Here is a 25,697-nt window from a genome sequence, read left to right on the forward strand (position 1 = left end):
GGTGGGCGGGGCGGAAGACAACGAGGCGCTGGAGCGGGGCTGTTGAACGGGTTGAGCGCGGGCTCAGCGGCGCAACCGGCGCAGGACCCGGCGTGCCCGGCCGCGCCACACGGCCTGGCCGCGCTGCCAGGCACGGGAGCGGCGGGTGGCGGCGAGTTCGGCGCACAGCTCGTCGTAGGTGTGGGAGAGGGGGACGGGATCGAAACGGCGGGCAGACACCAGCGCCGCCTCGCCCATACGGCGACGGGCCGGCTCGTCGGCAATGAGGTCGAGCAGGGTGGCGGCCAGCGCACGCCGGTCACCCACGGGGATCAGGCGGCCGTCGACACCATCGTGGATGATCTCGGCGGGACCGAGCGGGCAGTCCGTGCTGACCACCGGCACACCGCAGCGCATCGCCTCGACCAGGGTCATGCCGAAAGACTCGGCATCCGAGGCGCTCGCGACGATCGACGCCTGGGCGAACGCGGCCTCGATCGGCGAGACAACGCCCATCAGCGTCGCCTGACCGCCCAGATTCCGGTCGTCGATCAGCTGCTGCAGCCGTTCCTCGTCGGTGCCGGTGCCGTAGATGCGCAGGCTCCAGTCGGGGTACTTGGCGGCCACCTCGGCGAACGCCTCGATGAGCACATCGAACCCCTTGGCACGGACCAGACGACCGGCCGCAGCGACGACCTTCGCGGTGCCGTCCGCGGGCGGGACATCGGGCTCGGGCACACCGTTGGGGATGGCAAGGATCCGCACGCCCGGCAGCCGCATCTTCGCCCGGTAGACAGCGGCATCCGCCTCCGTCGTGGTGACCACCGCGTCCAAGGTGCGGTAATGGCGGGCGAGTTGGGCGCGCAACTTCTTGCCGTGGCAGTCGTGGGTGAGGTGCTCCTGTGCGATGCGCAGGGCACGGGGCGAGCCGAAGCGGGCCAGGTAGACGTTGACACCGGGACGCGTGCCGATGATCACGTCCGCGTCGCAGTCGCGCAAGTACTCCTCGGCACGCCGGTCGGTGAGGCGGCTGTACTGCTTGTGTCGCTTCTCGGCAGCGGGGAAGACCTCGGCCGGCTGGTGAAACAGCGGGTCGGTCACATCGGCCGCATCCGGGCGGATGTCGACCAGGGGCACCAGCGTCACCCGCGGGTCGATCGCGAACCGGGGGCGGGCGCGGTGACGCAGCATGGAGACGACGGTCACATCGTGCCGGTCGGCGAGGGCCGCGGCCAGGTTGAGGGTGGTGCGGATCGTGCCGCCGATCCCGTAGACGTTGTGGATCAGGAAGGTGATTTTCACGCGGCGGGCTCCTGATGCTTCGTGGCGGTGCGTGTGCGGCGGCGGGCCCGTAGCACTTCCAGGACGAGCGGCAGCAGCGAGACCGCGACGATTACGCCGACCGGCGGCAGCAGGTAACGGTCGACATTCGGGATGCTGGACCCCAGGGCGTAGCCGCCGAGCACCAGGCCGACCGACCACACAAGACCGCCGGTGACCTGCCACAGCGCGAAGCTGCGCGCCGGAACCTGCACGATCCCGGCGAGCGGATTGAGCACCGTGCGCACCACCGGGATGAAGCGGGCGAGCACGATGGCCTTGCCGTGGCCGTAGCGGGCGAGGAGTTCCTCGGCCCGGGCCGCCCCGTCCAGCAGGTGGCGGTTGCGGGTGCGCGCAAGCAGGGCCCGCCCTGCGCGGCGGCCAAGCAGATATCCGCACTGGGCGCCGAGCAGTGCCCCGGTCACGGCGGCCGCCAGCACCACGGGCAGCGACAGATGGACACCGCCAGATCTGCCGGCGGTGCACAGCAGCCCCGCGGTGAACAGCAGCGAGTCACCGGGCAGGAAGAACCCGATCAGCAGGCCGGTCTCGGCAAAGAGCACCAGGAAGACCCCCGCGGCACCGAGCGCCGTCAACAGTGAGGTGGCATCCAATGGATTCAGGGCCTGAAACACCCGGCGTCCCTTCCTGGCCCGCGCCGCCCAGGGGACGACATAGCTGTCCCCCGGCGCGGGCGCATGGCACACTCGGACCACGGCAGTATTTACACCGCCGTAGAAGTTCTACACGACTGTAGAAGATGGGCGAGGGAACGACAAACCCATGAGCGACCACACACAGGGGCGGGGTCCGAAGCGGGCCAACGGCGAGCGGGAGGCCGAGATCCTCGGTCTGCTCCAGCAGGCCGAGGGCGCGCTGACCCCGGGCGAGGTCGCCGATCGCCTCGGCGGCGAGCTCACGTACAGCACCGTGGTGACGATCCTCACCCGCATGCACACCAAGCAGCTGCTGAACCGAACCAAGCGCGGCCGGGCCTACACCTACGCGCCCGTCACCGACGATCCCGGGTTCGCCGCCCACCGCATGCGCACCGTCCTGGAAGAGCGCCGCGACCGCGAGGCCGTCCTCGCCCGCTTCGCCGACAGCCTGTCCGACACAGACGCGGACCTGCTGCGCCAGCTCCTCGGGAACGAGCCGGACACCGGCCAGTAGCGGAGGCCCGCCCGATGCGCATTGCCGTCTACCTCCCCCTGCTGCTGTCACTGATCGCCCCGCTCGGCGCGCGGCCGCTGTCCGAACGCTGCGAACCGCGCCTGGCCACCTGGCTGCTCACCGCCTCGGCCCTGGTCCTCGGCGCGGCGAGCACCATCTCCCTGGGCCTCCTGGCCGTCACCGGCCTGATCCGCATCCCGCTCCTCGCCGGCCTCGGCCACTGGTCGGCGTCCACTGCACAGCGCGACGACCCAGCCGAACTGTCCGTCGCCCTGATCGCCGGCCTGCTACTCGGCGGCGCCGCGCTCGCCGCGGCCCGCATGCTCTGGCGCCGCGCCCGCTCCCTGGCCGCCGCCGCCCTGGAAGCCGCCTGTATGCCCACTCCCAACGGCCTCGTCATCGTCGACGACGAGACCCCGGACGCCTTCGCGCTGCCCGGACTGCCCGGCCGCGTCGTCGTCTCCACCGGCATGCTGCACACCCTGGACGAGACCGAGCACGACATCCTGCTCGCCCACGAGCGCGCCCACCTCGCCGCCCACCACTACGCCTTCGTCGCCCTGACCGGACTGGGCGCCGCCGCCAACCCCCTGCTGCGGCCCCTCGCCACCGCCGTCACCTACACCATCGAACGCTGGGCCGACGAGCACGCCGCCACCGCCACCGGCGACCGCACTCAAGTGGCCCGCACCGTCGGCAAGGCCGCCCTGGCCGCGCACCACGCCCCCGCGCGCCCACGCGCACCCGGCGCCGCACTCGGCATCCTCGGCCGCCGCAGCCCGCTCAGCAGCGCCGGCCCGGTCCCCCGCCGTGTCGCCGCCCTCCTCGCCCCGCCGCTGGGCCGCAGCCTCGGGCTCACGGTCGCCACCGCAGCGGTCCTCACCGCTGCGGCCTGGTCCACCGCCGAAGCCGCCCACGACCTCCATCTCCTCCTCAAAGCCGTCGGTGCCGGGTAGGCACCCCACCCGGTCGCGCGTCCACCACCCCAGTGGGCTGGGGCGATCAGCGGCGGACGGACGCACTCCGAGCCGACATAGATCATCTGGACCGCTCAATTGCACGATCCAAATGGCGCCGTGCGGTCTGCGGCAGCGGGCAGCGCTCGGACGTTGGCGCCGTCGGCGATCTGACGGCGGAGGCGTTCGATCTCCTCGTGCTGGGCGGTCAGCCGAGAGATCGCCAGCTTCTTGAATGCGGTGGCTTCCTCCAGGCGGGCGTCGCGGTCGGCGATACGGTCCTTCAGTTCCGCTCGGTCGGCCTTCAGCCGCTCGATCTGTGCCTCGCGCGGGTCGACGATCTTCCCGGCCTGCTGGAGTTCCCGGACGCGGCGCTCGAACTCTTCGGCCAGGTGCTGGTAGGAGCCGGGTCTGGGGGTGCCGTCGCGGTTCTTCTTGGGGTAGAAGCCGGTGCGGGTCACTCCGGCGATCGCAGCGAGAGTCTTGAGATCGGTCTTGCCGCCCGGTGGCAGGTTCCCGCTCAAGATCCGCTCCATCGCGGCGCGGATGGCGGCCTCGTTGCGGGCCTTGTCCTCCTCGGTGAGCCGAGCCATCACATTCCTCTCTCACGCAGCCGGGGAAGCGGCGTCGATCTCGGCGACCACGCGCAGGGCACGGTCGCGTTCGGGCCGCAGCCGTTCCTTCTCGCCCTCAGCCACGCGAGGGCTCTCGACGAAGGTGTCGATCGTGGTGACCTGCCCGAGCCATACGGGCCGGTGGCTGCGATGGTGGGTGGCCTGCGGGCAACGAGCCGAGTCGCACATTCCCACCAGCGGCTTCTTGGCGTTCGGGGTGCCCGCGAGCTTGAGGCACAGGGCCTTGGACGGGTCGCGGAACCAGCAGAAGTTCGCGACGCCGACGTGCAGCACCTTCGACAGCTTGCTCAGAAGGTTCTCCAGGTGCCGGTCGTCCTCAAGGACCTTGGGGTCGTGCCGGGCGGCCTCGTTGAGCTGCGCATCCACGTGCTGGAGAGCCTCGATCAACCCGCGAGCTCCGGGGCCGGCGGGCTTGCGGCCCTCCTTGAGGTCGCGGAACGCCTCCACGGTGAGCTCCATGTGCTGCTCCTGCTCGGCCTCCTCGACCTCGGTGAGGAACAGCCGCTGGGATCCACCGGGGCGCGCGGCGTACCCCTCTGTCGTGGCGACGGAGACATGCTTCAGCGCAATCTTCGCGGCCAGCAGTCCGCCGGGCCGCGCGGCGATGGAGAGAGCGAGCGTACGGCGCAGCATCCGGGCACTGATCGGCCCGACGGGGATGACGGGAAGCCCCCAGCGCTCACGATTGCCGGACTCCTCCAGCCACTTCCTCATACGGTCGAGGCTGAACGACATGGCGACGGTCCTGAACAAGGCGGCGCCGGGCGGCGCCCCCAGCAGCCGCTCAGCCAGGGCGACGGCACGGTGCACGTCCTCGATCACGACCCACTCGTCGGGCACCCCCGCCGAGCTTCTGTCCCTTGATCAACCGGCCGGCGAGCCGATACCGGGTACTACCCGACTTCGTCTGGGTCTGGCGCCGACAGCCGACGCTGAGCTCGAGCAGCTCGCTGTTGCGCATCCCGCTGAGCGCGCTGGTCACCACCAGACAGGCGGCAAGAACGTTGGCGACCATCGACGCGACCCCGGCGTCGGACAGCGGGGCTGTCCACGGCACCAGTGCGCCGTCCTCTTCGCGGGCAATCGTGGGTGCGGTGCGTGCCCAGTAGTTCTCGAATCCCATGTCCTCGGCGAGCGCGAGCAGCTCGGGCGCGATCTTCTCGCGCAGGTAGTCTCCGGCGATGGTGCTGGTGCCGACCTGGTAGGCGAGGCGATACCACGCGAGGTCTTTCAGGGGCGCGAGGTCACCGGTGCTGATACGCAGGATGTCGGCCCGGCCGTCGGCCCGCGGCAACGGCACGCGATCGGCCTGCATCTGGGCGATCAGGCGCTTCAGGTCCGGGACGTGGGCCAGCGTGGCACGCGGGAAGTCCTTCGTCGTGGCCGCATCCTCGCGGACCCTCTCGACGAGATGGGCGAGGTGCGGCCCGACCGTGTTGACCAGGTAGAGGCAGGTGGCCAGCACAGGCTGAAGGAGGTGATCGGGTACCGAGGGAGTGCGGTTGGCCCGCAGCCACGTGCCGCCGACGACCTTGATCGTGCTCCGGCCGTCCCACGGGACGAAGCCCGCACGGTAGCTGTCCGTGGACAGCAAATCGCCGTACAGGGTGACCAGTTGGACCACGCGGACGCTCTCGGCCAACGTCTCGGGCTCCGCCTGGACCGGCGGTGCACCCGGCTTGGGGACGTACCACTGTTCCTCGGCGGCAAACCTGTCGCAGTGCTCCTGCGTGACCTCATCCAGGGAAGTGACCCCGTTCGCAGTGAGCCAGTTGAACCACGCGGTGAACCTTCTCAGGAAGCGGTTACAGGTACGGGGACTGCGGTTCTTGCGAAGCGCGAGAGCACACTCCAGCACGCTGTCGTGCTGCGGGGCGAGCAGCGCGATCAGGACCTCCTTGGCGACCACACGCCATCTCGGGTTCAGGATCGTGGCGAAGTTCCAGGTCAGCTCGTGCTGCTTGATGGACCGGGGCTTGTCGGCCAGGCCCCACATGTCCCACAGGTCATCCTCGAACCGCGAGCGTACGGAGCCGGGCAGCAGCGCCAGTCCGATGGCCTCATGGACGTAGCAGCCGGCGAACGCAGAGACGGGCCGGCGGGTGATCGTGGCCGGGGCCCGCAGAGGGCGGGGGAGCTTCATCGGGTGGCCTCCTCGGGCCGCAGCGGGATCTCGCTGTCGTCGCCAGCCACGTCCAGCGCGCCCTTCGCCTTCGCCTCCGTGGAGAACTTCGGCAGGATGTCGTGGGTGAGCCGGTGTGCATACGGGCCGAACACCCGCAGGTAGTGGTCGGTCGTCATCTGCTGGAACTGTCGGCCGAAGAAGGCGTCAAGCCGCAGCAGATTCGACGCATGCCGCGGCAAGAACACCGCCAGCGGGCACAGCAGGCACACCCACGGCCGCGCCGGGCACGGCTTCCCGGCCGGACCATGGACACCGGCCAGCTGGTCGGTGCAGGCCGCGGTGAACACATCGCGCTCGCCGCCGACGAGTTCGGCGATGGCGGCCGTATCCAGCCCCAGCCGCCGTACCTCGTCGGGGAAGTCAGCCGCGAACTGCGCGGCCCTCTCGCTGGTCAGAACGACGGGCGGAAGTGCCTTGCGCAGGATGTCGGCCTGCCCGTCGTTGATGATCGAGCCGATGTCGTCGAGCTGGTCGGGGTCGGTGGGAGTGGCGTAGTGATCTCCCTCGGTGCGCGCACTGTGGTTCGGATCGATCAACGTGCGACCGGTCCAGCCACGACGGGCCAGCCGCTCGTCGTAGGTGTGCCGGATGCGTCCTCCATGGATGGGGAACTTCCGGCCTTGGCCATCGACGAGCCCGCTCAGTTCCACGAACTTGCGCCGCGGCGCCCCTTTCGAATGATCGCGGGCCGCGTCACCTTTGTCGGTGGCGCCGATCCAAAGCTCCTTCTGGAGATCGTCGGCGGCAAAGCGCCGCAGCGTGGAGGAATGATCCAGCCACTGCTCCAGCAGGCGCACCGCGGGACCCGTCAGGACGGAACTCTCCCGTGTCGTACGGCCTTTCACGTAGCACAGCAGAATCGTCGCGTCGCCCGCCCATTCCACGTCGCCGACGCCGAGGTCGGCGATGCCGTCGGGCACGACACCGCAGTACACACCGAGCAGTGCCTTGTAGGCGGCCATGATCGGGCGGTTCGGGAAGAGGTCGTCCCGCACCTGCTGCGCGGCTGCGCAGCCAGTGGAGGAGAACGTCCTGCGCATTCCGCGCTTTTCACCAGTGCGGGCCCGGAAGTAGTCGAGGTATGTGTTGTACGTCAGCGGACCGCGCCTGAGCATGAGCCACGCGATGTCCTCCTCCGCGTCCTCCCGATCAGTGAGAAGCGGATCTGAACCCCATTTGTCGCTCTGGACTGCCAGTTTGTAGCGGGCGTAGCTCTCGTCGACCTCGCGCCGGCACGTCGTCTCCAACCGCTCCCACTCGGCGTCGGTGTACGCCTTGTACGTGCTCAGCACGGGCCGGGCCTGGACAGGTTCGCCGTCGAGGTACGCGCGGACATCGGGGCGCAAGCACCCGGTGGTCAAGTCGAGGTCTTTGAGGAGCTGACGGGTGTTTCGCTCCCGGGTGTGGTTGCTGGCCATCCAGAACCGCATCAGCACGCCACGGGTCAGCTCGGAGGCGGGCCCGCTGAAGCCGTCCTTCGACAGCGCGTGGACCATCCTCCGCGCAGCGATCCCGTAACCATTGGCCGTGGCTCGCTTCTTGATGCCTCCATGGGGATGGGCGTTGGCTGCGAGACCTACCGCCAGGTCACGTGCCAGTTGCGGGTTGGGCAACCCCGCGAGCCTGACTGTCCAGTCGGTGCCGTCGACGAAGATGAAGTGGACACCCAGCGGCTCGTCCACGATGGTGGCGGACATCAGGTGTTCACCTCGCCGTCGAACTCGGCGTCCGCCTCAGCTGCGGCGGCCCTGTCGATCCGGGCGAGCGCACTCTGGTAGAGATCTTTGTAGATCCGGGTGATGTCCAGGCGCGCGATATATAGCTCCGTGGACGTCACACTCCAGTGACCGAGCAGATCACGCAGGATGAGCATCGGCTCGTGCTTGCGCAGGTACAGCGCGAGCGCCGCATCGGCATCGGTGTTCTCCACCAGGTCGGCGAGCCGTGCGTAATAGCCCTTGATCAGCTGCTCCAAGGTCCGCATAGCCATCGAATGGCGCAGCCGGTGGGGCGCCACAGTCGGGAACCGGGGTTCGTATCTCTCGCGGATGCGTGCCGAAGTGCGGCGGAAGACGGTCGCCCAGTCGATGACCATCCCCTCGTAGCGTGGAGCCCGTGATTGCAGGGGAAGTTGGGATTCATGGGGTCCAAGAAGAAGCCGCCGTATGACGCCGAGTTCCGTGAGGGCGCCGTGCGCATCGTGGTCGAGACCGGGAAGCAGGTCGGGGAGGTCGCCGAGGAGCTCGGCATCAACCCGGGCACGCTGCACAGCTGGGTGTCGCGGTGGCGGCGCAACGGGACGACGTCCTCGGACCGGCCCGTGCAGGCGGCGGACGGCAGCGGTGGTGGTGGGCGGGTACGGGAGTCCGAGTGGGCCGAGCTGGAGCGGCTGCGTCGGGAGATGGGCGAGAAGAACAAGCGGATCCGGGAGCTGGAGATGGAGCGCGATGTCTTCAAGCGATGCATGGCCCTCTGGGTGAAGTGACCGAGAACGCTCCGGAGGCGGTGGTCGCCTTTATCGGTAACCAGAGGGTCGAGCACGGCGTCCCGCACCGGTTTTCCTGCCGGGTGGTCGGGGTGAGCGAGGCATGGTTCTACAAGTGGCGCCGGCGCCCCGACGAGCCGACGCAACGCGAGCTCAGGAGGGCGAGGCTGGAGGAGCGGATCATCCACTTCTTCACCGAGTCCGGCGACACGTATGGCTCGCCGAGGATCACGCAGGACCTGTGGGCTGAGGGATGGCAGGTGTCGGTGAACACCGTCGCGGAGATCATGGCCGAGCTCGGCCTGCAGGGCCGCAAGCCCCCGCGTCGGCGGAAGTCGCTGACCCGGCAGGGCAAGCGGAAATCCGCCCCTGACCTGGTGCATCGCCGTTTCGACGCAGTGGCCCCGGACGTGCTCTGGTACGGGGATATGACGGAGATCGAGACCAGCGAGGGCAAGATCTATCTGGCCACCGTCATCGACGCGTTTTCGCGCCGCTGTCTTGGCTATGCCATGGGCGAGCATCATGACGCGGCCCTGGTCGGCGCGTCGTTGCAGATGGCGACCACGACACGGGGTGGCCGTCGGGACGGGACGATCTTTCATAGCGACAGGGGAAGTGAGTACACGTCAGAGGCGTACAACAACCTGTGTGAACGCCTGGGCGTGGTGCAGTCCATGGGGCGGGTGGGGTCGGCGCTGGACAACGCCGCCGCGGAGTCGTTCAACTCGCTGATCAAGGTCGAGTACATCCACCGGCACCGGTTCGCCACCCGCACCGAGGCCCGCCTGAAGATCGCCACCTGGATCACCGGGTTCTACAACCCCAGGCGCAGGCACAGCGCGGCCGGCGGGATGCCGCCGGAGGAGTTCGAACGGGCCATCACCGAAGCACGCAAGAAGAACGATCAGAGGTGCCAGGCCGCATAGGAGAGGTCTCTACGAAACCAGGGGATTGACACGACGAACGGCTCACCCGTGGACTGCAGACCCACCAGCGGGGACTGCCCCTCGGGGGTGATCAGGCACAAGCGCTCGGCCGGCCGCAGACTCTTCCACGAGCGACGTACCCCGTTGAGGCGCGCTCCCTCCCAGTCGGGCTCCTCGACATACAGCGGCTCACCGAGCTTCGACGGGGGCCGCCACCTGAAGCCCTCCGCCGAGGCGGCCCGGTCCAGGTCGATGTACTGATGCATCGTGGCCAGCGGCTCATAGTGAACCCACGTCGTGCGGTCCCTCTCTCCCTTGGTGATCGCGTACGCGAGCGGGAAGAGCACGGGAAGCGTCGTGGGGCGGGCTGGCAGCGGCGGGATCTCGTAGGTCGTCAGGTGGGTGAACTCCTTACGCCTCAGCCCGCTGGACAGTACGAAGCCGCCCATCGCGGAGTTCCGGGCGCCTTCCCGGGGACGGCGGTAGCGGAGATCAGGTTCACCGAGCGGGTCGAGACCGCCGAGTGCTCGCACGAAGAGCCCGGCGAAGTCCCACTCCAGATGCTTGATCGTCGTGTGAGGCCGAGGGCGGCCCAGCTTGGCCATGTTCTTCCTGGCCTTCTCCAGCACGCCGTGGGCCATCCTGTGCCCTACGCGGTAGGTGAAGGGCACGACGCTGAGCACGCCCTCGTCCTTCGCCCAGTCGTAGAAGGCGGACAGGATGCTCACGTGCAGGTTCCACGTGGTGTGGTCCCACCGCGCCTTCAGAGGGCCGGCCAGCCGGTACTCGGCGTACATGCTCAGCGCACCACGCAACTCCCGGCGGTCATTGAAGGGATGAACCCCGCGCGCCTGGAGGAACGAGAGCCACGCAGAGATGCAGCCAGCGCTGTTCTCCCATGTCCGAACCGCCGGCGCACCGTTGATCGGGAGCTCCCCGAGGTACCTGTTCGCCACCGTCGTCGGTCGCGGGGACCCTGGGGCGTCCTCAAAGAGCAAATCATCGTCGATGAGAACCGGCATCTGCTCTCGGATCAGCGGCTGACGCGCCACATCCCAGGTCTCCCAACCCGAAGCCGAAAAGCTGATCCTCTGCATGGCCGGAGACCATAGGTTTCCGACATAGCAGAGTGCAACACACTGCAACACGCACTATCGGACGTGGGCTTGGCAATGCGACACGGTCATTAAGCAGCAACTACATCGTCGTCCGCCCAGTTGACGTACTCGGTCCGCACCTCGTCGAGGGAGAAGTTCCGGGCGCAGGCCGCGCCGACGGGGCGCGGAAGGACCAGCGTGCGGACGCGGGGATCAGCGGCGAGGGTGGTGGGGAGCCGGGCGGGGTCGGCGCCGTCGAGGGCGACAATGGCCTCCCACGGCACGCTCTGACGGCACAGGCTGGCGTGCATGGCCACCAGGAACGCGAGACGTTCCGGGCGCAGTTGGGTGGCGATGACCACCGTGATCTTCGGGTGCGGGGGCAGGGGGATCTCCGGGCGGTGCGGCAGGGGGTGCTGGGGCTAGCGGCGGGCGGTCTTGCGGGGCGTCGGCGTCGCGGGTGACGCGGCGGTCGATGGGCGCCGCGCGGTGCGAGGCGAGATGACCGGGGGCCGGGAGTCCGGCGGCCAGGCGCCGGGCTTGGCGTTGATGCGGCTGCGCGGGTCGGTGTGCCACGGGACGACGGGGCCGCGGTCGTACGCCTGCAGGGCGATCACTTCGATGCCGTGCGGGTGAAGGACGTATGCCCACTCCAGCTCGTCGGTGCCGTCCTGCGTGACCAGGAGACGTTCGGCCGTGTCGTCCGCGCCGATGACGATCACGTCGGTGATCTGGCGGCTGGGGTACTCATCACCGCCGGTCAGGGAGCGGCGCAGGGCTTCGGGAGCGCCGTCGAGGAGGTCGGTGCCCAGCTCGTCCCAGCCGTGTTCGACGTCGTCGATCAGGTGTCGGGCCATCGCTTCCAGATCACCGGCGAACCGGTGCTGGTAGGCGGCCAGGAGCAGGGGCAGTTTGCTGTCGGGGTAGCCGTCGAAGTGGACGTACATGCCGGCGAAGCCGTCGGCGGTGGGACGGGCTATGACGGAGCGCGTGGACAGATGGGTCTCCTGAAGAGCGAGCGGGTGGGGTCAGTGCGCGCGGGGTCGCGGCGCCGAGGCTGACACCGGCGGTGGCTGGGCGGGTGCCGTACTGCGCGTGGTGGCCTGGGGTGGTGTGGTGCCGGGGATCGGCCGGCCGGGCTTCCACAGGCTGGCGGTGTCGCGGAACCGAACGCAGGGGTCGGTGTCCCACGCGACGATCGGACCGCGGGCCGAGCCGGGCGCGCCGATCACTTCGATGCCCTCCGGGTGGAGGACGTAGGCCCAGTCCAGCCGGGAGGCGGTCCGCTCGGTGAAGACGAGGCGCTCGCCCGGCGAGCGCCCCGAGTAGCGGCGTCCGGGCTCGTGGTTGCCCCGAGGGAGGGTGTCGCGGAGGAAGCCGGGGGCGTGGGCCAGCAGGTCTGTGCCCAGGGACGACCAGCCTTCCGGGGCGTCGTCGATGAGGTACCGGGCCAGGGCCTCGGTGTCTTCGCCGAAGGTGTACCGGTGTGCGGCGAGCAGCAGCGGCAGGTGGTGGCTGGGGTAGCCGTCCCAGTGCACGTACGTGCCGGCGTATCCGGTGCCGGTGGGGCGGGCGATGACGGAACGAGTGGACAGAGGATCTTCCTGTCGGTGAGGTCAGCGGGAGGAGCGGCGCACGGGCGCAGCCGATGCGGCAGGAGCCACGGCCGGGGCGGGGGCAGCCCGTACGGCGGCGGGCCGGTTCGGACGCCGGTAGGTGCCGGCCAGGTGGTCCTCGCCCAGGTAGGCGAGCTGGTCGCCCAGTTCAGACAGCTCTTGGGCGTGCCGACGGTACCGCTCGGCGATGCGCGGCTCCTGGTGCCGGTCGCACCAGTCGGCCGCGGCTTCGAGGAACAGGTGCAGCTCGCCCAGGGCGCTGTGCCCGTCGCCGAGCACCGCAGACGTGACCGCCTGGAACTCCGCGGCGGTGCGCGCCTCGTGAAGCTTGTCGGACCACGCGGAGACACCGTGACCGGCGTCTGCGAGGGTGAGCGACTCGGTGAACGGTCGCGCGTCGTGGGCAGCCCAGCGATGGAGGTCGTCGGCGGATGGCCGGGTTTCGTGTGGGGGCAGGAGCACGGGGACGCTCCGCTCGCGCTAGGCGCGGTCCGTCGCCGCAGAGCCGACCGGCGGTCCGGCGGCGTCGGTGCGGGCGCAGGTATAGCCGATGAGCTGGGACGGGGCGGCCTTCGCCGGGACGGTGGCGGCGTCGGAGCACACGAACGTGTAGGTCACCGAGGTGCGCGGGATGCCGTGCAGCCAGGCGTTGTCTTCCTTGGAGGGGTTGATCTGCAGCCCGGAGCGCGCGACGGCGTCGGTCTGCGTGTGGGTGTGGGCAAACAGCAGGAGTGCTCCGCCGTCGCGGGTCTTGAGCGCGTAGGCGTCCTTGAACCGGTTGCTGGCGCCGGCGAAGACGGTGGTGCCCAGCTTCCCGAACTTGCGGGTCGTCTTGTCGTGGACCTTGATCTGCTGCCGGCTTGCCTTGGTCGGCTCGAAGACCTTGGTCCCGGTGTTCGTCCCGCCGGTCGCGAAGTTGTCGATCACTCCGGCGCGTAGCACGTTGGCGTCGGCGGCGAGCTGCTTGTTGCCGGTGGCGTCGACTGCGGTGGCATGGCCGCTCTTGTCGAGGGCGATGTCCGGCAGCGTCGTGGACTCGAGATCGACGACCGAGACCAGCTCCCACCGCTTGTCCTTCGGCTGCTCGGCGAAGACGGCGATGCGGCTGGGATCCTTGCCCTTCTCGCTGGAGAGCGCGGTGGCGAACCAGCGGTCCTGGCCGGTGGTGAAGCGCGGGATGTACAGCTTGGCGCTCGAAGTGTCGTACGACCACGGCTTGTACGGCTTGCGGTTGGCCTTGGGCAGGCCCTCGGTCTCGGTGTAGTCGGAGACGGACATGGCGTACACCGGGCCGTCTTCGACGGTGTCGAGCCGGGCACGGTCGCGCTGCGCGTTGGCCACGTTGTTGATCTTCGAGTAGGTGGTGATGACGGCGCGGGCCTGCGCGTCACTGAGCGCGGGCGTCGGCTTCGGAGCCGCAGGCGTGGAGGTGGTCTTCTTATCGGCCGACGTGTCGTCGCTGGTGCAGGCGGTGGCGGCTCCGGCGAGCAGCGCGGCGGAGACGAGTAGGGGAAGGGCGCGGACGGCGTTGCGGATGGGGGTGCTCCAAGGGCTTGGGCGAGTGGGTCAGCGGGTGCGGAAGGCAGTTGAGCGGGGCAGGGGGACGGGGACTGTGGCGCTCGCGCGTGGGCTGCGGGGAGCGGCGGGTGTAGCGGTGAGCCGGTCAGCCGCCTGGTGGAGTTGGGCACCCGCCTTGTTGAGTCGGCCGCGGGTGCTGTCGATCCGCGCGTGCAGCCGAGCGCGTGTGGACTCTATGGACGTGGTGCGCTGCGCGGAGCGGGGCGTGGCGGCGAGCTGGTGTAGGACGCCTGCGTGGGCGACGGCGTCACCGAGGTCCGCCAGGGCGTGCCCCAGGGCGCCGGTCGTGTGCGTGAGCTGGGTGACCATGAGCCGGGTGATCTCCGCCTCGGGGTCACGGTCGCGGCGTAGGGCGCGGTCGGCGAAGGCCGCCGCGGTGGTGAGGTGGGTGAGCAGTCCGGCGATGTCGCGGACGCGGTCGTCGAGGTCGTCGAGGCTGTCGCTGCCGGAGTACACCGCGTCGTTCAGCGGCAGTTCGTCGGCCGCGTTGTGGATGCGATCGGCCAGCGAGTGCAGCTGACTGACCTGGTCGTAGGGAAAGGGCAGATGGACTCCCGGAGGTGCGCGGTGCGTGCCGGCCCGATCAGCGGGTTCGAGGGCCTGGGCATTGGGCCGTGTGTGCTGAGGGCACGAGCTGCCTGCGGAGTGGTGAGGTGGCCTTATCGGCCGCGCGTCACGCGGGTCGATGGCGTGCTCGCGGGCGCCGGAGCGTGCACGGCATGTGTCCGGGGCGCCTGTCGAGAAGCAGCCTGGGAGGCTGTTCCTTCCCGGTAGGCGCGGATGGTCTCTCGGAGGGTGTCGACGGCATCGGAGCGGCGGGCGGCGAGGATGTCGATCTGTGTGCCGCTGTTCTGCAGGACGCCGAGGCTGTTGATCGACGTGTTCCCGGAGGCGGCGCGCGTCAGAGTGTCGGCCGCCCTCGACGCGGCGTCGACGAACTGGTGGTGCACGTGGTCCAAGTGGCGCGCGGCCGTGTACAGAAGGTCGGCGAGCGCCGTTTCTGGCTCCCCGGCCTGGAGCCGCGCGATGGCGTGCGGCGATGCTCCGAGGGCTTCGTGCACCATCCGGGCGCCGGGGCCGGCAGAAGGTGGGAGGCTGGTTGGATTCTCGATGGGCATCCTCGGGATCGGGGGTGGCGGGCCCGTCTCGACAGGGTCAGTGCATGCGTGCGTCTGTGTCGAAAAGTGCCAGTTCGTGCGGGTGCAGGAGATGTTGCACGATGAATGATCGTCCGGCGACCTTCCACAGGCCGCGTCCGCGGTTGAGGTGGGAGATCGCGTCGGTCTCCACCGACGTGAGCCCCAGCAGCGCGGCGGCGGCCTGGAGTTGGTCGGTTTCCTGCCGGTAGATGATGCGGGTGGAGCAGTCGGCGAGCAAGCCCTCGGCCAGCGCGCGTCCGCGGGATCCGGCGTCGCCGGCGGTGAGCAAGTCGCTGAGTCGGTGGATGACCATCAGGTTGGCGATGCCCAGGCCGCGGCTGAGCTTCCACTGGGATTGCATCCGCGCGAGCAGGCCGGGGTGGCGCATCAGCCGCCATGCTTCGTCGTAGACGATCCAGCGTCGGCCGCCGTGCGGGTCGGACAGAGCGGACTCCATCCACGCGGAGGCGCAGGTCATGGCGAGGACCAGCGCGGTGTCGTCGCCGGAGCCGCCGAGGCGTGACAGGTCGATGGTCAGCATCGGGGAGTTGGGATCGAACGCCACGGTGCTCGGCGCGTCGAACATGCCCGCCAAGTCACCGTGGACCAACCTGCGCATGGCGTGAGCCAGGTCGCGGGAGGCGTCGCCGAGGCGACCGGACATGACGCCGCCGACCCGGTCGAGTTCGTCGGGGTTGTTGAGGGTGGCGGCGATGTCACCGAGCAGCGGGGTGCGTCCGCTCGCGGCGGCGCGGTCGACGACGGCGTCCAGGGCGACGTCGAGGCCGGTGTGCTCCATCGGCAGCAGGTCCTGCCCGAGGACGGTACGGGCCAGGGAGCCGAGCAGCAGGAGGCGGCGCTTGCGGATCTCGGACGCCCAGTCGGCCTCGGAGACGCTGGTGGGTCGCGGAGCCGCGTCCAGCGGGTTCAGCTTGCCCGGAAGCCCCGGTCCCAGGGCGATGGAGGTGCCGCCCAGCGCCTGTGCCACAGGTGTCCATTCGCCCTTGGGGTCACATGGGACGTAGACGCGGTATCCGAAGGCGATCGAGCGCAGCGCAAAACTCTTGGCGAGGGCCGACTTGCCCTGCCCGATCACGCCGGCCAGCAGCACGTTCGGGTTGGTGAAGCCTTCGATGCGGCCGTACAGCGCGAAGGGGTCGAAGCAGAAGGAGGCTTCGGCGTGTACGTCGCGGCCGATGTAGATGCCCTCGGCGCCGAGGCCGCCTTCGGCGAGGAACGGGTACGCCCCAGAAGCGGTGGCGGTGGTCATGCGGTGGGCGGGCAGCTTGATCTTGGTGTGGCGGGAGGAAGCGGGGCCGGGACGGCCGCCCGGGGGGAAGATCGGCGCCGGCATCTCCCGAGCTTCGGCCCCGGTGCTATGGGTGTGGGCGCCTGCTTCGGTGCGGGCCTTCGCGGTGGCCTCGGCGAGCTGGCGACGGGCCGCCTTGCGGGCGGCGCGATCGGTGCCGTGCGGGGTGAACAGAGGGCTGGCGCTGGCTCGGCGGGCGCGGCGGGCGGGCCGGTGGCTCATGAGTCGGTGGCTTTCACGTGACGGCGATCAGGACGCAGTGCTCAGGTCAGACGCGCGGTGAGGCGCTGAACAGGAGCGGCTTGCGGTAGCCCGCACCGTCCCCGGACCAGTCCAGCTCGATGTAGCCGTCCGCGAGGTACTGGTACTGGCCGCTGGCCTTCGTCTTGAGCGTCCCGGTCTCGTAGGAGCCGTTGCCGTTGCCGCTGCTGTGTTCGAGGGCGTGCTCCAGGTAGGTGTAGTTGGCGTACTTAACGACCGGGTCCGTGCCCGCGGTGGAGCGCTTGGTCTGCAGGTGGAAGCGCGCCTTGTTGAAGGTGAGGCTGCTGTGCTGGTTGGTCGCGTAGGGGCCGTCCCAGACGACCTTGGCCGTGGTGTAGATGTAGCCGCTGCTCCGCTTGGCGCAGAGTGTGACGTCGAAGTCCCAGTTGTCGGAATCGGGGCCGGTGTAGCTGGGGTCGTCGACGGTGTAGCTGCTGGTCTTGCAGTGGTACGACGCGGCAGAGGCCGGTGCGGCGGTGGCGAGGGCGGCGGTTCCGGCGAGGGTGGCGACGATGACGGCAGTGGAGGTGGAGCGCTTGAGCTTGCGCATGCAGGGCCTTTCGGTGGTGGGGGCTACTGGCTGCAGGTGGTGGTGCGGCCGGGTGCCGGGGCGTTGAGGTCGGCCGGGGTGGTCTTGCGGCGTACGACGTGGCCGGCGGCGAGGTGGCGCTGGCAGATGGTCAGGACGGGAGGTCCCTCGGGCAGGCGCTCGGGGTGGCATTCGGTGCTCGCCGCGGTCTCTTCCGCCACGGGCAGGAGGTGGAAGGCGTCGTGGACGGCGGCGATGGCCTGCCACAGCCGGGTGTGAGCGGTGGCGAGCTGCCGGCCGGCGGCGGGATGCGCGGGCCGGGTGGCCTCGGCAAGCTGGTCGATCAGCTGGTGCACCGCGGTCACATGGGCGTGCAGCACGTCGAGCTGCACGCGGTCCACGGCCGAGGCCGGGTGCTGGGCGCGCGGTGCGAGGGTGCGCGCGTGATGGCGGATGCCGGCGCTGGCGGCCCGCAGGTACGGGTACGCGTCACCGACAGGGAGGGCAGAGGTCAAAGGGGAAAGGTTCCTTCCTGCCGCGGCGGCAGGACGTCGGCGTATGCCGGGTGCGGGATTACAGGGCGGTGCGGGCGAGCGGCAGCGCGCCGAGCGTGAAGGCGTCGGGCTGCTGGAAGGTCAGACGCCGCAGGTCGACCTGGGCGGTGACGGCGGCGGTCTCAATCTGCGCGCAGGCTGCGTCGAGGAGGGCGTCGGTCTCGGCGGACACAGTGAGCAGTCCGGTCAGGGCAACGTCGGCGTGCCCGGCGATCAGCTGGCGCTCACGGGTCTTCACGTCCGCGTACTCGACACTGTCGGCCTCGGAGTCGACCTGCCCGCGCCGCGAGCGCTCGTTGGCGTCGGCGATGATCGCGGCCTTCTTGCGCTGGACGTCGCGCATCGCGGACTCGAGCCCCTGTGGCACGTATATGAGGGAGAGGGTGCGGCGCACCCCGGCGGTGAACATCAGGCCGTGCAAGAAGCCCGCGGAGGTTTCGGTGCGAGGCCAGTCCTCGACCCAGTAGGTGGCGTGCCGGGCGGAGTCGGTGGCGAGCCGGTCGTACTCCTCGACCTGGACCACGGGCCCGGCGGCGGCCGGATCGGCCTCGGCCCGCCCGGACTCCGACCACTGCTGCAGCGCGGAGAGAGCCCCCGGGTCGTAGGCGGTGCGGATGACGGCGGCGATCTCGCGCGCCGAGAGCCAGCCGGTCACCATCAGCCCGGCGCTGCGCGCGGCCTGCGCGATCGAGCTGGTGGTCTGCTCCATCACCGTGAAGGCGCCGGGCAGGCCGCCGCCGGCCTGCGAGATGAGGCGCTTGGCCGCTTTCAGGTCGAGGCTGATGGCCAGGTATGCCTCGTGCGGGGCGGCGGCCGGTCCGGCGGAGGCGACCAGGTCGCTGTAGACCTGCCCGGCCACCGGTGTCTCGGGATGGCCCTGATGGGCCCAGTGCCGGGCGAGGGTGTCGCCGCTGTCGGGGACGGTGCGCTCCAGGACCTGCACGGTGGCCACGTGTCCGGTCCGGGCGATGCCCGCCAGCGCACGGCCCCAGCTGCTCACGTTGTGGTTCTGCGTCGCGGGGTCCAGCAGGGCGAAGGCCCGGCTGGAGACCCGGGCGATGGCGGTCAGGGTCTGCTGGTGAGGGTCGTGAACGGCGGCGGCGCCGTTGGCGGAATCGCCCGGGGTGACCACTCGCAGCGAGGCGGCGGTGCCGGGCAGGTGCAGGACGCCGTCCTGGCGGGGACGGGTGACGGGCCGGGCGAGCCACAGGGTCTGCCCGGTGCGGCGCCGCTGCGCGAAGCGCAGGACGATCGGCGCCCAGTCGATCAGTGAGCTGCCGTGCCGGCGGATGGCGACCAGGGCGGCGACCACGGCCCACAGCGGCGTCAGGGCGATGGCGCCGAGCAGCCCGGTGGACACCACCGTGATCAGCAGCAGCGCCAACGCGGCCGATACGAGGCCGAGTTGGGGAAGGGACAGGCCCAGCAGGATGCCGCGCCTGGAGCGGTGGGGGAATTTGACGGTGAGCGGTTGGACGGTGAGATCAGACAAGGGCCGTTCCGGGGGTGCGCGGGGCGGTGGCCGGGGCGGCACGCGGCGAAGGGGTGCGCAGCGCGTGCCGCCCCGGAGTCGGGCAGGAGCTACAGGCCGGTGGGCGGGGGCGGCGGCGTGCCGGTCCCGCCGGAGGTGCCGGCCGAGTCCGGTGCCGGCGGGGCACCCTGCGGCGGAGGCGTGGAGCCGGTGCCGGGCTGCGACATGAAGCCGCTGCCGCCGCTGGGGGCCGAGGCAGAACCGCCGCCGCCTCCGGGCGCGCCGCCTACCTGGCCGCTGGTGTCGTCATCGGGGCTGGTCGGGGGCGGCTGGACCGCCTTCTCCAGACCGTTCTTGATCCCGTCTCCTCCGGAACCCTGGGGGCCTTGGCCTTCCTGGCCGCCGCCTCCGGTGGGGTTGGCGGCGATGTCGCCGGGGAATCCGCCGCCGGCCGCCTCGGGTCCTGCGGCGCCCGCTCCGGCTGCCGCGCCGCCGGTCCCTGCGGTAGCGACCGCGGCGGCGGCCTTACGGCCCGCCTTCTCGGCGTGCTGCCGGGCGAGCTGAGCGCCGGCGCCACCGGCGCGGTGGATCGACTCTCCGTCCGTGCCCTCGGCCGCCCAGTGGACGAACTTGAACGTGGCGTACGGGCACAACAGGACCAAGACCATGATCACGATGCCTGCCATGACATCGGCGAGGGCCCCAAGGCCGTCCTTGGCCTCGGTCTTGCCCATGGCGGCGATGCCGAGGACGAAGATGATGGTCATCAGCAGTTTGCTGACGACGAGGGTGGCGGTGGCTTCGATCCAGCCGCGCCGCCAGCGGCGGGCGGCCTCCCAGCCGCCGCCGGCCCCGGCGAAGATCGCGAGGGTGACCATGACGAGGATGCCGACCTTGCGGACCATCATCACGCACCAGTAGAGGAACGCTCCGACGGCGGCGCCGAGCCCGGCGAACACCGCGACCAGCCAGCCCAGACCGGCCAGGGAGGGGATCTGGGAAACCTTCACGATGCGGCGTACGGCTGTTTCGATGGACAGGTTCGATGCTTTGAACAGGCCGGCGGACAGGGCGTCGACCACTTCGATGGCGACGGTGGTCACGGCGATGGCGGCGAACGCGAAGATCACGCCGCTGGCGGTGCCGGTGAATGCCTGGGTGAGGGCTTGGCCGTCACGTTTGATGGCGGCTCGGATGAGTTGTGCGCAGAACGTCGCGACCAGGATGACCAGGCCGATCGGCAGCAGCATCTCGTAGTTGTCGCGGAACCATCCGGCGTTCAGATCGACTTTGGTGGTGGCGTCGACTGCCTTGGCGGCCAGGTCGGCCGCGGCGGCGGCGAGTTCGCCGGCGCTCTTGGCCATCCAGTCGCCGATGGCCTTGCCGGGATCGCTCGCGAAATCAACTGCTTCGCCGACGGCGCAGAGTTTGTCCGCTACGGGAAAATCGCAGAAACCCAAGGCGAGTTGATCTCCTTATCGGTCGGTGAGGGGGGTCACTGCGTGACGCTGGGAGCGATGGCGGCCAGGGTGCAGTCGTGGTTGGGGCGGCACTGCACGGCGAGAGTCACGGCGCGGTCCTCTGCTCCGCCGCCGCCCTTCTTCCACTCGATCTGCTGCTTGCCGTTGACGGTGACGACGTAGATGTACGCCTCGGTGATCGCGGACGGGTCCTCGGCGAGAGCCTGCTTGAACGCGCCGGGGTAGTGGCCTTCAGTGACCGTGCCGGTGGCGTGCTGGTCCTGGTCGGTCATGCGCGACCACAGCAGCGGGTCGGGGACCTGACCGGACACGGAGGCCCAGTCGGTGTACTTGGTCTCCTTGGTCATCCACGCGCGCATGCCGGCGAGCTGCTGGTCACGGCTGGTGTCGCGGGTGTCGTAGGACCAGAGCATTTCTGCTGCGGCCTTGGCGAAGGCGACCGGTTCGGCGATCTGTGGAGGCTTAGGCACCGATCCCGACCCGGCCGCGGGCTTCGGTGCGGCTTCGGTGGGCGAGGAAGTGGACGCCTGCGACGGCGTGTTGCCTTCGTCGTGGTGTTCACCGCGGCCGGTGAACCAGGCCGTGGTCGCGGCGAGGGCGAGCAGCGCGGTGATGACCAGGGCGACGATCGCGACGCGCTTGTTGGCCGACCAGGTCACGCCGTACCCGGACAGGGAGGGGAATCGATTCGGCATCAGTGAACCTGCGACCCCAGGCTGGAGAAGAACGCGACGATGCCGTTGGCGGCACCGAGGCCGAGCGCGGCGCCGGCGGCGACGACCGCGCCCTTCTTCCCGTTGGCCTCGGCCTGGTGGCCACCGGTGTGGTGGCCCCAGGCCCACACGCCGAGGGACACGGCGAGGGCGCCGACGACGGCGATGATCCCGAACATGTTGATGCTGTTGACGACGTTCTTCAGCACGGACAGGCCGGGGAGGCCGCCGCCCTTGGGCGAGATGCCTGGGTCGTAGGCGAGGAGGACGGCGGCGCGGTCTGCGAGAGATATGGGCATGGGTGTGGCGGGACTCCTTGCGTGCGCGGGCCGTACAGGGGCCGGCGGGAGGGGAGGAAGAGGAAGGGGAGGGGTGCGCTCGCGGCGCGAGAAGGGGCCCGGCAGGCACGGCCCGGCAGAGGTCCGGGCCGGCGCGACGTCACAGGACGCGGCGGACGGCCAAAATGTCCCAGTCCTTGATCGGGGTGATCCGGACCGGTTTCGATGTGCGCGGCGCCTCGATGACGAGGCCCTCGCCCATGTACATCCCGACGTGTTCGGGCCGGGCCGCAGTGCCGCGGCTGAAGATCAGGTCACCGGGCTTCAGGTTCTTCGCCGAGACGGCCTTACCTTCGTGCACCTGCGTGTACGTGGTGCGGGTGAGCTTGACGTCGGCGTGCGCGTACGCCTGCTGCATCAGCGAGCTGCAGTCGCAGCGGCCCATCGGGTCGGGGCCGTGGGAGTCGGTGCACGTGCCGCCCCACTGGTACTGGGTGCCGAGCTGGTGCATGGCCCACTCGATGGCTTTGCGCGCCTTCGGGTCGGCGTCCTTGGGGATCTTGTAGCCCTTCGGGACGCTGCCCTCGGGGATCCGCCCGAAGGACGTGCCGTCCTGGTCGGGCGTGCACCCTCCGGTAGTGGCCTCGGTGTCCTTGTCCTTGGTCGAGTCCTTGGCGGGTTCGTCCTTGTCGGCGTTCGGGAACGTCTTGGCGATGGCGGTCTGTAGCGCGGTGGCGAGGTCCTCCCACTGCGCGTAGGCGTCGGGGTAGCCGGACTTCTGGACGGCCTGGGCGGCTTGGGTGACCTTCATCTGCTGCCAGCCGTCGACCTTGAGCAGGTGCTTATAGAACTGCTCGCTCGCATAGACGGGATCGCGGATCTGCTGCGCTGTTCCCCACCCCTGGCTGGGGCGCTGCTGGAACAAGCCCAGGGAGTCGCGGTCGCCCGAGTTGAGGTTGCGCAGCCGTGACTCCTGCATCGCGGTGGCAATCGCGATGACCTGGCCCTTCTTGGGCACGTCAAGACTGATGCCGGTGGCCACGATGGTCTGCGCGTTGGGGATCTGTTCGGCCGGAAGGTCCAAGCCCTGGATGTGAACGTCTTTGCCGTCAGCGCCGTCGAGGAGCTTGGTGACCTCCTTGGTCACTTCGCCGGTGTCGATGCCGGTCAGGCAGCCGCTGAAGGCGGCGGTGGTGGAGGCTTCGCTGGAGGACGCCATCATCATGGCGGTGCCGGCGAGCAGGAGCGGGGAGAGGACGACGACGCCGATGCCGGCGGCTATGCCCTTCAATCCGGCCCGCCTCCCGGAAGGCGGTCACGGACCGGCGGACGGATCGCGGGCAGGGGAGGGTAGAGCGATGTCACAGCGAGGTCCTTGGTGAAGTCCCGGCGGCGCGTGCGTCGTTGAGGAAAGGGCGCGACGTCCGGGTGGTGGGTAATTCGGGTGGCCCAGGTGCTGTCGCGAGTTGCCGCTCGCGGTCAGCACGGGGCGTCGGGTCAGGTGTGCCAGGACATGGGGATACCTCCACGAAGGCAGGGGCGGGGGTGTGCCATCGGCGGTGTTCGCCGGGCAGTTCCAAAACAGTAGGGGCCGATCCCCGGTTGCCGAAATCCTTCGTGATCAAGGCTCTGTTTCGGGGTTTCCGGTGGCGATAGCTCCCAACCGGGGATCGTGCCCTACAGTTTTGGCTCCTCCCCTTGCCCCCTCGCGCAGCAGACCGCGGAGCCGTCGGCCCGCATTCGGTCCCGTGGGGTAATCCAGGCGAGCTGGAGCGTCTCTCCCTCTCTCACCCGACCCGAATTGGGGTATCTCTTTGCCTTTTTCCCTGCATCAGGGCGACGCGCTCGGCGTCCTCGCCGAACTGCCTGACAACTGCGTCGACTCCGTCATCACCGATCCGCCGTACAACAGCGGCGGTCGTACGGCGAAGGAGCGCACGAGCCGGTCCGCGAAGCAGAAGTACACCTCCGCCGACGCCGGCCACGAGCTGCCGGACTTCACCGGCGAGAACATGGACCAGCGCAGCTACGGGTTCTGGCTCACCCAGATCATGACCGAGGCGCACCGCCTCACCAAGGTCGGCGGCACGGCGCTGCTGTTCACCGACTGGCGACAGCTGCCGGTCACCACGGACGCCATCCAGGCCGCCGGCTGGCTGTGGCGCGGCGTGCTCGCCTGGCACAAGCCGCAGGCCAGGCCCCAGAAGGGGCGCTTCACCCAGAACTGCGAGTTCATTGTCTGGGCGTCCAACGGGCCGATCGACGCCTCCCGCAATCCCGTCTACCTGCCGGGTCTGTACAGCGCCTCGCAGCCCAGCGGCAAGGCGCGCCAGCACATCACCCAGAAGCCGGTCTCGGTCATGCGGGAGCTGGTGCAGATCGCCCCGGAGGGCGGCACGGTGCTGGACTTCACGTGCGGATCCGGCTCGACCGGGGTCGCCGCACTGCTGGAAGGCCGCGACTTCATCGGCGTCGAGAAGACCAAGCAGTACGCCCAGATCGCCTCCGACCGCCTCACCGAAACGCTGCAACAGACCCTTTCCCAGGGCGATTTCACCCTCACTGTCTGAGGGCGACCCGCTGCGCGAGGCGCGGCATTCAGGCCGGCCAGTGCATGCCTTGGCCGTATCTCGCGCAGCGTTATAGCAGCGAAGTCCCGGTTACCGAAACCGGGGATTCTCCGGATGGTTGGAGCCACAATCAACGCCCTATGGCTGCGGCTCAAGGAGGCCCCTTTTCGTGCCTGAATCCATAAACCCCCCGGAGGACGCGGGGACGGAACCGGCCCACACGCCCGATTCCCACCCCCTGCCGGAGGAGGGGGAACTGGAGCCGGTCCGCGTGCCGGAGGCCGGTCTGGCGAGCATCCAGGCGGACGTCGCCAAACTGACGGCCCGATTCGCCGATCACGACCGACAGATCGACACCCTCTCCGCCGCACCACCACCCCCGGACTCGCCCTTCGGCGCCTACGGCCTCCCCGGGTTCGCGGGCCTGCCCGCTGCGCCGGCACCACCCGAGCCACGCCCGATCCTCGAGCTGGAGGACGAGGAGTACGAGGACGAACTCGATGCCCTGTCGGACTGGGTCGACGACTTCCTGGTGCGTGTCTACGGCGCGGAGGTCACCACCGCCGCGCCGTGGTGTGAGCAGTGGCAGGAGCACGAAGACGTCGTTGCCTGGCTTCACGCCCTGTGGCTCGCCTACCAGCAGCACAAGGACGCCGAAGCTGGACTGTCCGGCTTGTTCGTGTGGCACCGGGACTTCCTCACCCACGCCATGGCGACCGTCCGGGCGGCCGGCGGGCCGCTGTCCGCGTGCATGACCGATCCGGACCGGCCCGCGCACCGGGTGCTGCCCGGCCCTCGTCCCTCGAATCGCACCACCAGCGCTGAGGAGCCTGAGGAGCGCGAGGAGCCCGGCGCGCCGGGCCAGGCGAGCGGATGACCGGCCGCGAGGACCGGCCGCAGTACGGCTTGTCCTTCGACCCACGCGCCCTGACCGACCTCCTCCAAGCCCCCGTCGACATCCGAGACCTGGCACTCGCCCAGCTCCAGGACATCGTCAACGCCCGCCTGTCCGGCACCAAGCTGACCCGTGACCTGGCCGGATGCCGCAAGGTCTACGTCGATCACCGCAATGCCTGGCGGATCGTCTACGCCCAGCGGCCCGCGCCCGCGACCGCCACGCACACCACCGAGATCCACGTCGTGGCCGTGCGCCCACGCGAGGCGCACGACGTGTACGACGCCGCCCGGACTCGCCTCGGCATCCGCCGGCGCCCGCTGAGCGAGCGCACCCACGCGGCGCGCACCCGTTCGCCGCAGCTGGGCACGCGCCAGCCCGCCCCCAAACCGGGACCGCCGCCCTACGCGGTGCCCGGCCTACCCCAACCCGCACTGCCCCCGACCCTGAGAGGGCGGTTCGTGATCTGATGTCCGTTTCCCGGTGAGGTTGGGGCAGGACTGCCGGTCGCGGGGATCGGCCGGCTATTGCGTCCTGGCGAAGC

29 protein-coding genes and 1 pseudogene are annotated in these 25,697 nt (G+C 69.9%); 7 read left to right on the top strand and 23 right to left on the bottom strand.

What is annotated here, in order from left to right; all coding sequences use genetic code 11:
* Positions 1–63: 63 nt before the first annotated feature.
* Together AB0P07_RS15245 and AB0P07_RS15250 are read right to left on the bottom strand one after the other, a co-directional pair.
* Positions 64–1,281: a glycosyltransferase family 4 protein gene (locus AB0P07_RS15245; RefSeq protein ID WP_365550218.1), complete on the bottom strand. Its 1,218-nt coding sequence runs from the start codon at positions 1,279–1,281 to the stop codon at positions 64–66.
* Complete coding sequence (locus tag AB0P07_RS15250) at positions 1,278–1,934, bottom strand: DedA family protein (protein ID WP_365550221.1); 657 nt, start codon at positions 1,932–1,934, stop codon at positions 1,278–1,280. The genes AB0P07_RS15245 and AB0P07_RS15250 overlap by 4 nt, the downstream gene beginning before the upstream one ends.
* A gap of 148 nt (positions 1,935–2,082) precedes the next feature.
* On the opposite strand from AB0P07_RS15250, the gene AB0P07_RS15255 reads away from it, so the two are divergent.
* Positions 2,083–2,472 carry a BlaI/MecI/CopY family transcriptional regulator gene (locus AB0P07_RS15255; RefSeq protein ID WP_365550224.1) on the top strand — a complete coding sequence of 130 codons (390 nt, stop codon included), beginning with the start codon at positions 2,083–2,085 and terminating at the stop codon, positions 2,470–2,472.
* 14 nt (positions 2,473–2,486) lie between these two features.
* Entirely contained in the window at positions 2,487–3,428 is a 942-nt protein-coding gene (locus AB0P07_RS15260) for a M56 family metallopeptidase (RefSeq protein WP_365550226.1), read from the top strand.
* A gap of 95 nt (positions 3,429–3,523) precedes the next feature.
* Here AB0P07_RS15260 and AB0P07_RS15265 read toward each other — a convergent pair whose 3' ends face one another.
* The 5 genes from AB0P07_RS15265 to AB0P07_RS15285 are packed head-to-tail and all read right to left on the bottom strand — an operon-like array spanning position 3,524 to position 8,343.
* Positions 3,524–4,021: a hypothetical protein gene (locus AB0P07_RS15265; protein WP_365550229.1), complete on the bottom strand. Its 498-nt coding sequence runs from the start codon at positions 4,019–4,021 to the stop codon at positions 3,524–3,526.
* A gap of 12 nt (positions 4,022–4,033) precedes the next feature.
* Positions 4,034–4,903 carry a hypothetical protein gene (locus tag AB0P07_RS15270; protein ID WP_365550232.1) on the bottom strand — a complete coding sequence of 290 codons (870 nt, stop codon included), beginning with the start codon at positions 4,901–4,903 and terminating at the stop codon, positions 4,034–4,036.
* Positions 4,848–6,206, bottom strand: coding sequence for a hypothetical protein (locus AB0P07_RS15275; RefSeq protein WP_365550235.1), 1,359 nt, complete (start codon positions 6,204–6,206; stop codon positions 4,848–4,850). Before AB0P07_RS15275 ends, AB0P07_RS15270 begins: the two co-directional genes overlap by 56 nt.
* Positions 6,203–7,945 (bottom strand): hypothetical protein, encoded by a 1,743-nt coding sequence (locus tag AB0P07_RS15280; RefSeq protein ID WP_365550238.1) that lies wholly within the window; start codon positions 7,943–7,945, stop codon positions 6,203–6,205. The genes AB0P07_RS15275 and AB0P07_RS15280 overlap by 4 nt, the downstream gene beginning before the upstream one ends.
* Positions 7,945–8,343 carry a hypothetical protein gene (locus AB0P07_RS15285; protein WP_365550240.1) on the bottom strand — a complete coding sequence of 133 codons (399 nt, stop codon included), beginning with the start codon at positions 8,341–8,343 and terminating at the stop codon, positions 7,945–7,947. Before AB0P07_RS15285 ends, AB0P07_RS15280 begins: the two co-directional genes overlap by 1 nt.
* 45 nt (positions 8,344–8,388) lie before the next feature.
* Here AB0P07_RS15285 and AB0P07_RS15290 point away from each other — a divergent pair, with 45 nt between their 5' ends.
* The gene (locus AB0P07_RS15290; protein ID WP_365550243.1) at positions 8,389–8,733 is read left to right on the top strand and encodes a transposase; all 345 of its coding nucleotides are present in this window, start codon (positions 8,389–8,391) and stop codon (positions 8,731–8,733) included.
* Entirely contained in the window at positions 8,730–9,662 is a 933-nt protein-coding gene (locus AB0P07_RS15295; RefSeq protein WP_365550246.1) for an IS3 family transposase, read from the top strand. The genes AB0P07_RS15290 and AB0P07_RS15295 overlap by 4 nt, the downstream gene beginning before the upstream one ends.
* Here AB0P07_RS15295 and AB0P07_RS15300 read toward each other — a convergent pair.
* The 16 genes and pseudogenes from AB0P07_RS15300 to AB0P07_RS15375 form a co-directional block, all read right to left on the bottom strand.
* Positions 9,641–10,759, bottom strand: a complete 1,119-nt coding sequence (locus tag AB0P07_RS15300) for a site-specific integrase (RefSeq protein WP_365550249.1) — start codon at positions 10,757–10,759, stop codon at positions 9,641–9,643. The two genes, AB0P07_RS15295 and AB0P07_RS15300, sit on opposite strands and share 22 nt — an antisense overlap.
* A gap of 104 nt (positions 10,760–10,863) precedes the next feature.
* Positions 10,864–11,121, bottom strand: a pseudogene (locus tag AB0P07_RS15305) (glycosyltransferase); the annotation flags it as partial.
* 60 nt (positions 11,122–11,181) lie between these two features.
* The gene (locus AB0P07_RS15310; protein WP_365550251.1) at positions 11,182–11,706 is read right to left on the bottom strand and encodes a hypothetical protein; all 525 of its coding nucleotides are present in this window, start codon (positions 11,704–11,706) and stop codon (positions 11,182–11,184) included.
* An 81-nt stretch (positions 11,707–11,787) separates the two neighbouring features.
* The gene (locus AB0P07_RS15315) at positions 11,788–12,297 is read right to left on the bottom strand and encodes a hypothetical protein (RefSeq protein WP_365550254.1); all 510 of its coding nucleotides are present in this window, start codon (positions 12,295–12,297) and stop codon (positions 11,788–11,790) included.
* Positions 12,298–12,375: 78 nt separating this feature from the next.
* On the bottom strand, positions 12,376–12,837 hold the full coding sequence (locus tag AB0P07_RS15320) for a hypothetical protein (protein WP_365550256.1): 462 nt from the start codon (positions 12,835–12,837) through the stop codon (positions 12,376–12,378).
* Positions 12,838–12,855: 18 nt separating this feature from the next.
* The gene (locus AB0P07_RS15325) at positions 12,856–13,716 is read right to left on the bottom strand and encodes a hypothetical protein (RefSeq protein ID WP_365550259.1); all 861 of its coding nucleotides are present in this window, start codon (positions 13,714–13,716) and stop codon (positions 12,856–12,858) included.
* 225 nt (positions 13,717–13,941) lie between these two features.
* Positions 13,942–14,409, bottom strand: coding sequence for a hypothetical protein (locus AB0P07_RS15330; RefSeq protein WP_365550262.1), 468 nt, complete (start codon positions 14,407–14,409; stop codon positions 13,942–13,944).
* 203 nt (positions 14,410–14,612) lie between these two features.
* Positions 14,613–15,017 carry a hypothetical protein gene (locus AB0P07_RS15335; RefSeq protein WP_365550264.1) on the bottom strand — a complete coding sequence of 135 codons (405 nt, stop codon included), beginning with the start codon at positions 15,015–15,017 and terminating at the stop codon, positions 14,613–14,615.
* A gap of 91 nt (positions 15,018–15,108) precedes the next feature.
* Positions 15,109–16,623 carry an ATP-binding protein gene (locus AB0P07_RS15340; protein ID WP_365550267.1) on the bottom strand — a complete coding sequence of 505 codons (1,515 nt, stop codon included), beginning with the start codon at positions 16,621–16,623 and terminating at the stop codon, positions 15,109–15,111.
* A gap of 46 nt (positions 16,624–16,669) precedes the next feature.
* The gene (locus tag AB0P07_RS15345) at positions 16,670–17,212 is read right to left on the bottom strand and encodes a hypothetical protein (protein ID WP_365550269.1); all 543 of its coding nucleotides are present in this window, start codon (positions 17,210–17,212) and stop codon (positions 16,670–16,672) included.
* 23 nt (positions 17,213–17,235) lie between these two features.
* Entirely contained in the window at positions 17,236–17,706 is a 471-nt protein-coding gene (locus AB0P07_RS15350) for a DUF6238 family protein (protein WP_365550272.1), read from the bottom strand.
* Positions 17,707–17,764: 58 nt separating this feature from the next.
* Entirely contained in the window at positions 17,765–19,237 is a 1,473-nt protein-coding gene (locus AB0P07_RS15355; protein WP_365550275.1) for an SCO6880 family protein, read from the bottom strand.
* An 89-nt stretch (positions 19,238–19,326) separates the two neighbouring features.
* The gene (locus tag AB0P07_RS15360; protein WP_365550278.1) at positions 19,327–20,676 is read right to left on the bottom strand and encodes an ATP-binding protein; all 1,350 of its coding nucleotides are present in this window, start codon (positions 20,674–20,676) and stop codon (positions 19,327–19,329) included.
* A 35-nt stretch (positions 20,677–20,711) separates the two neighbouring features.
* Complete coding sequence (locus tag AB0P07_RS15365) at positions 20,712–21,392, bottom strand: hypothetical protein (protein WP_365550281.1); 681 nt, start codon at positions 21,390–21,392, stop codon at positions 20,712–20,714.
* The gene (locus tag AB0P07_RS15370) at positions 21,392–21,709 is read right to left on the bottom strand and encodes a DUF6112 family protein (protein WP_365550283.1); all 318 of its coding nucleotides are present in this window, start codon (positions 21,707–21,709) and stop codon (positions 21,392–21,394) included. The genes AB0P07_RS15365 and AB0P07_RS15370 overlap by 1 nt, the downstream gene beginning before the upstream one ends.
* A 139-nt stretch (positions 21,710–21,848) precedes the next feature.
* The gene (locus AB0P07_RS15375; protein ID WP_365550286.1) at positions 21,849–22,979 is read right to left on the bottom strand and encodes an NlpC/P60 family protein; all 1,131 of its coding nucleotides are present in this window, start codon (positions 22,977–22,979) and stop codon (positions 21,849–21,851) included.
* A gap of 523 nt (positions 22,980–23,502) precedes the next feature.
* Between AB0P07_RS15375 and AB0P07_RS15380 the strand changes: the two genes are divergently transcribed.
* The 3 genes from AB0P07_RS15380 to AB0P07_RS15390 all read left to right on the top strand — a co-directional run bounded on the left by AB0P07_RS15380 (position 23,503) and on the right by AB0P07_RS15390 (position 25,623).
* On the top strand, positions 23,503–24,258 hold the full coding sequence (locus AB0P07_RS15380; protein WP_365550289.1) for a site-specific DNA-methyltransferase: 756 nt from the start codon (positions 23,503–23,505) through the stop codon (positions 24,256–24,258).
* A 286-nt stretch (positions 24,259–24,544) separates the two neighbouring features.
* Positions 24,545–25,135 (top strand): DUF4913 domain-containing protein, encoded by a 591-nt coding sequence (locus AB0P07_RS15385; protein WP_223828698.1) that lies wholly within the window; start codon positions 24,545–24,547, stop codon positions 25,133–25,135.
* Positions 25,132–25,623, top strand: a complete 492-nt coding sequence (locus tag AB0P07_RS15390; RefSeq protein WP_365550292.1) for a hypothetical protein — start codon at positions 25,132–25,134, stop codon at positions 25,621–25,623. Before AB0P07_RS15385 ends, AB0P07_RS15390 begins: the two co-directional genes overlap by 4 nt.
* Positions 25,624–25,697: the final 74 nt, after the last annotated feature.

The sequence above is a fragment of the Streptomyces sp. NPDC085944 genome (assembly GCF_040686295.1).
Lineage (GTDB): Bacteria > Actinomycetota > Actinomycetes > Streptomycetales > Streptomycetaceae > Streptomyces > Streptomyces salinarius.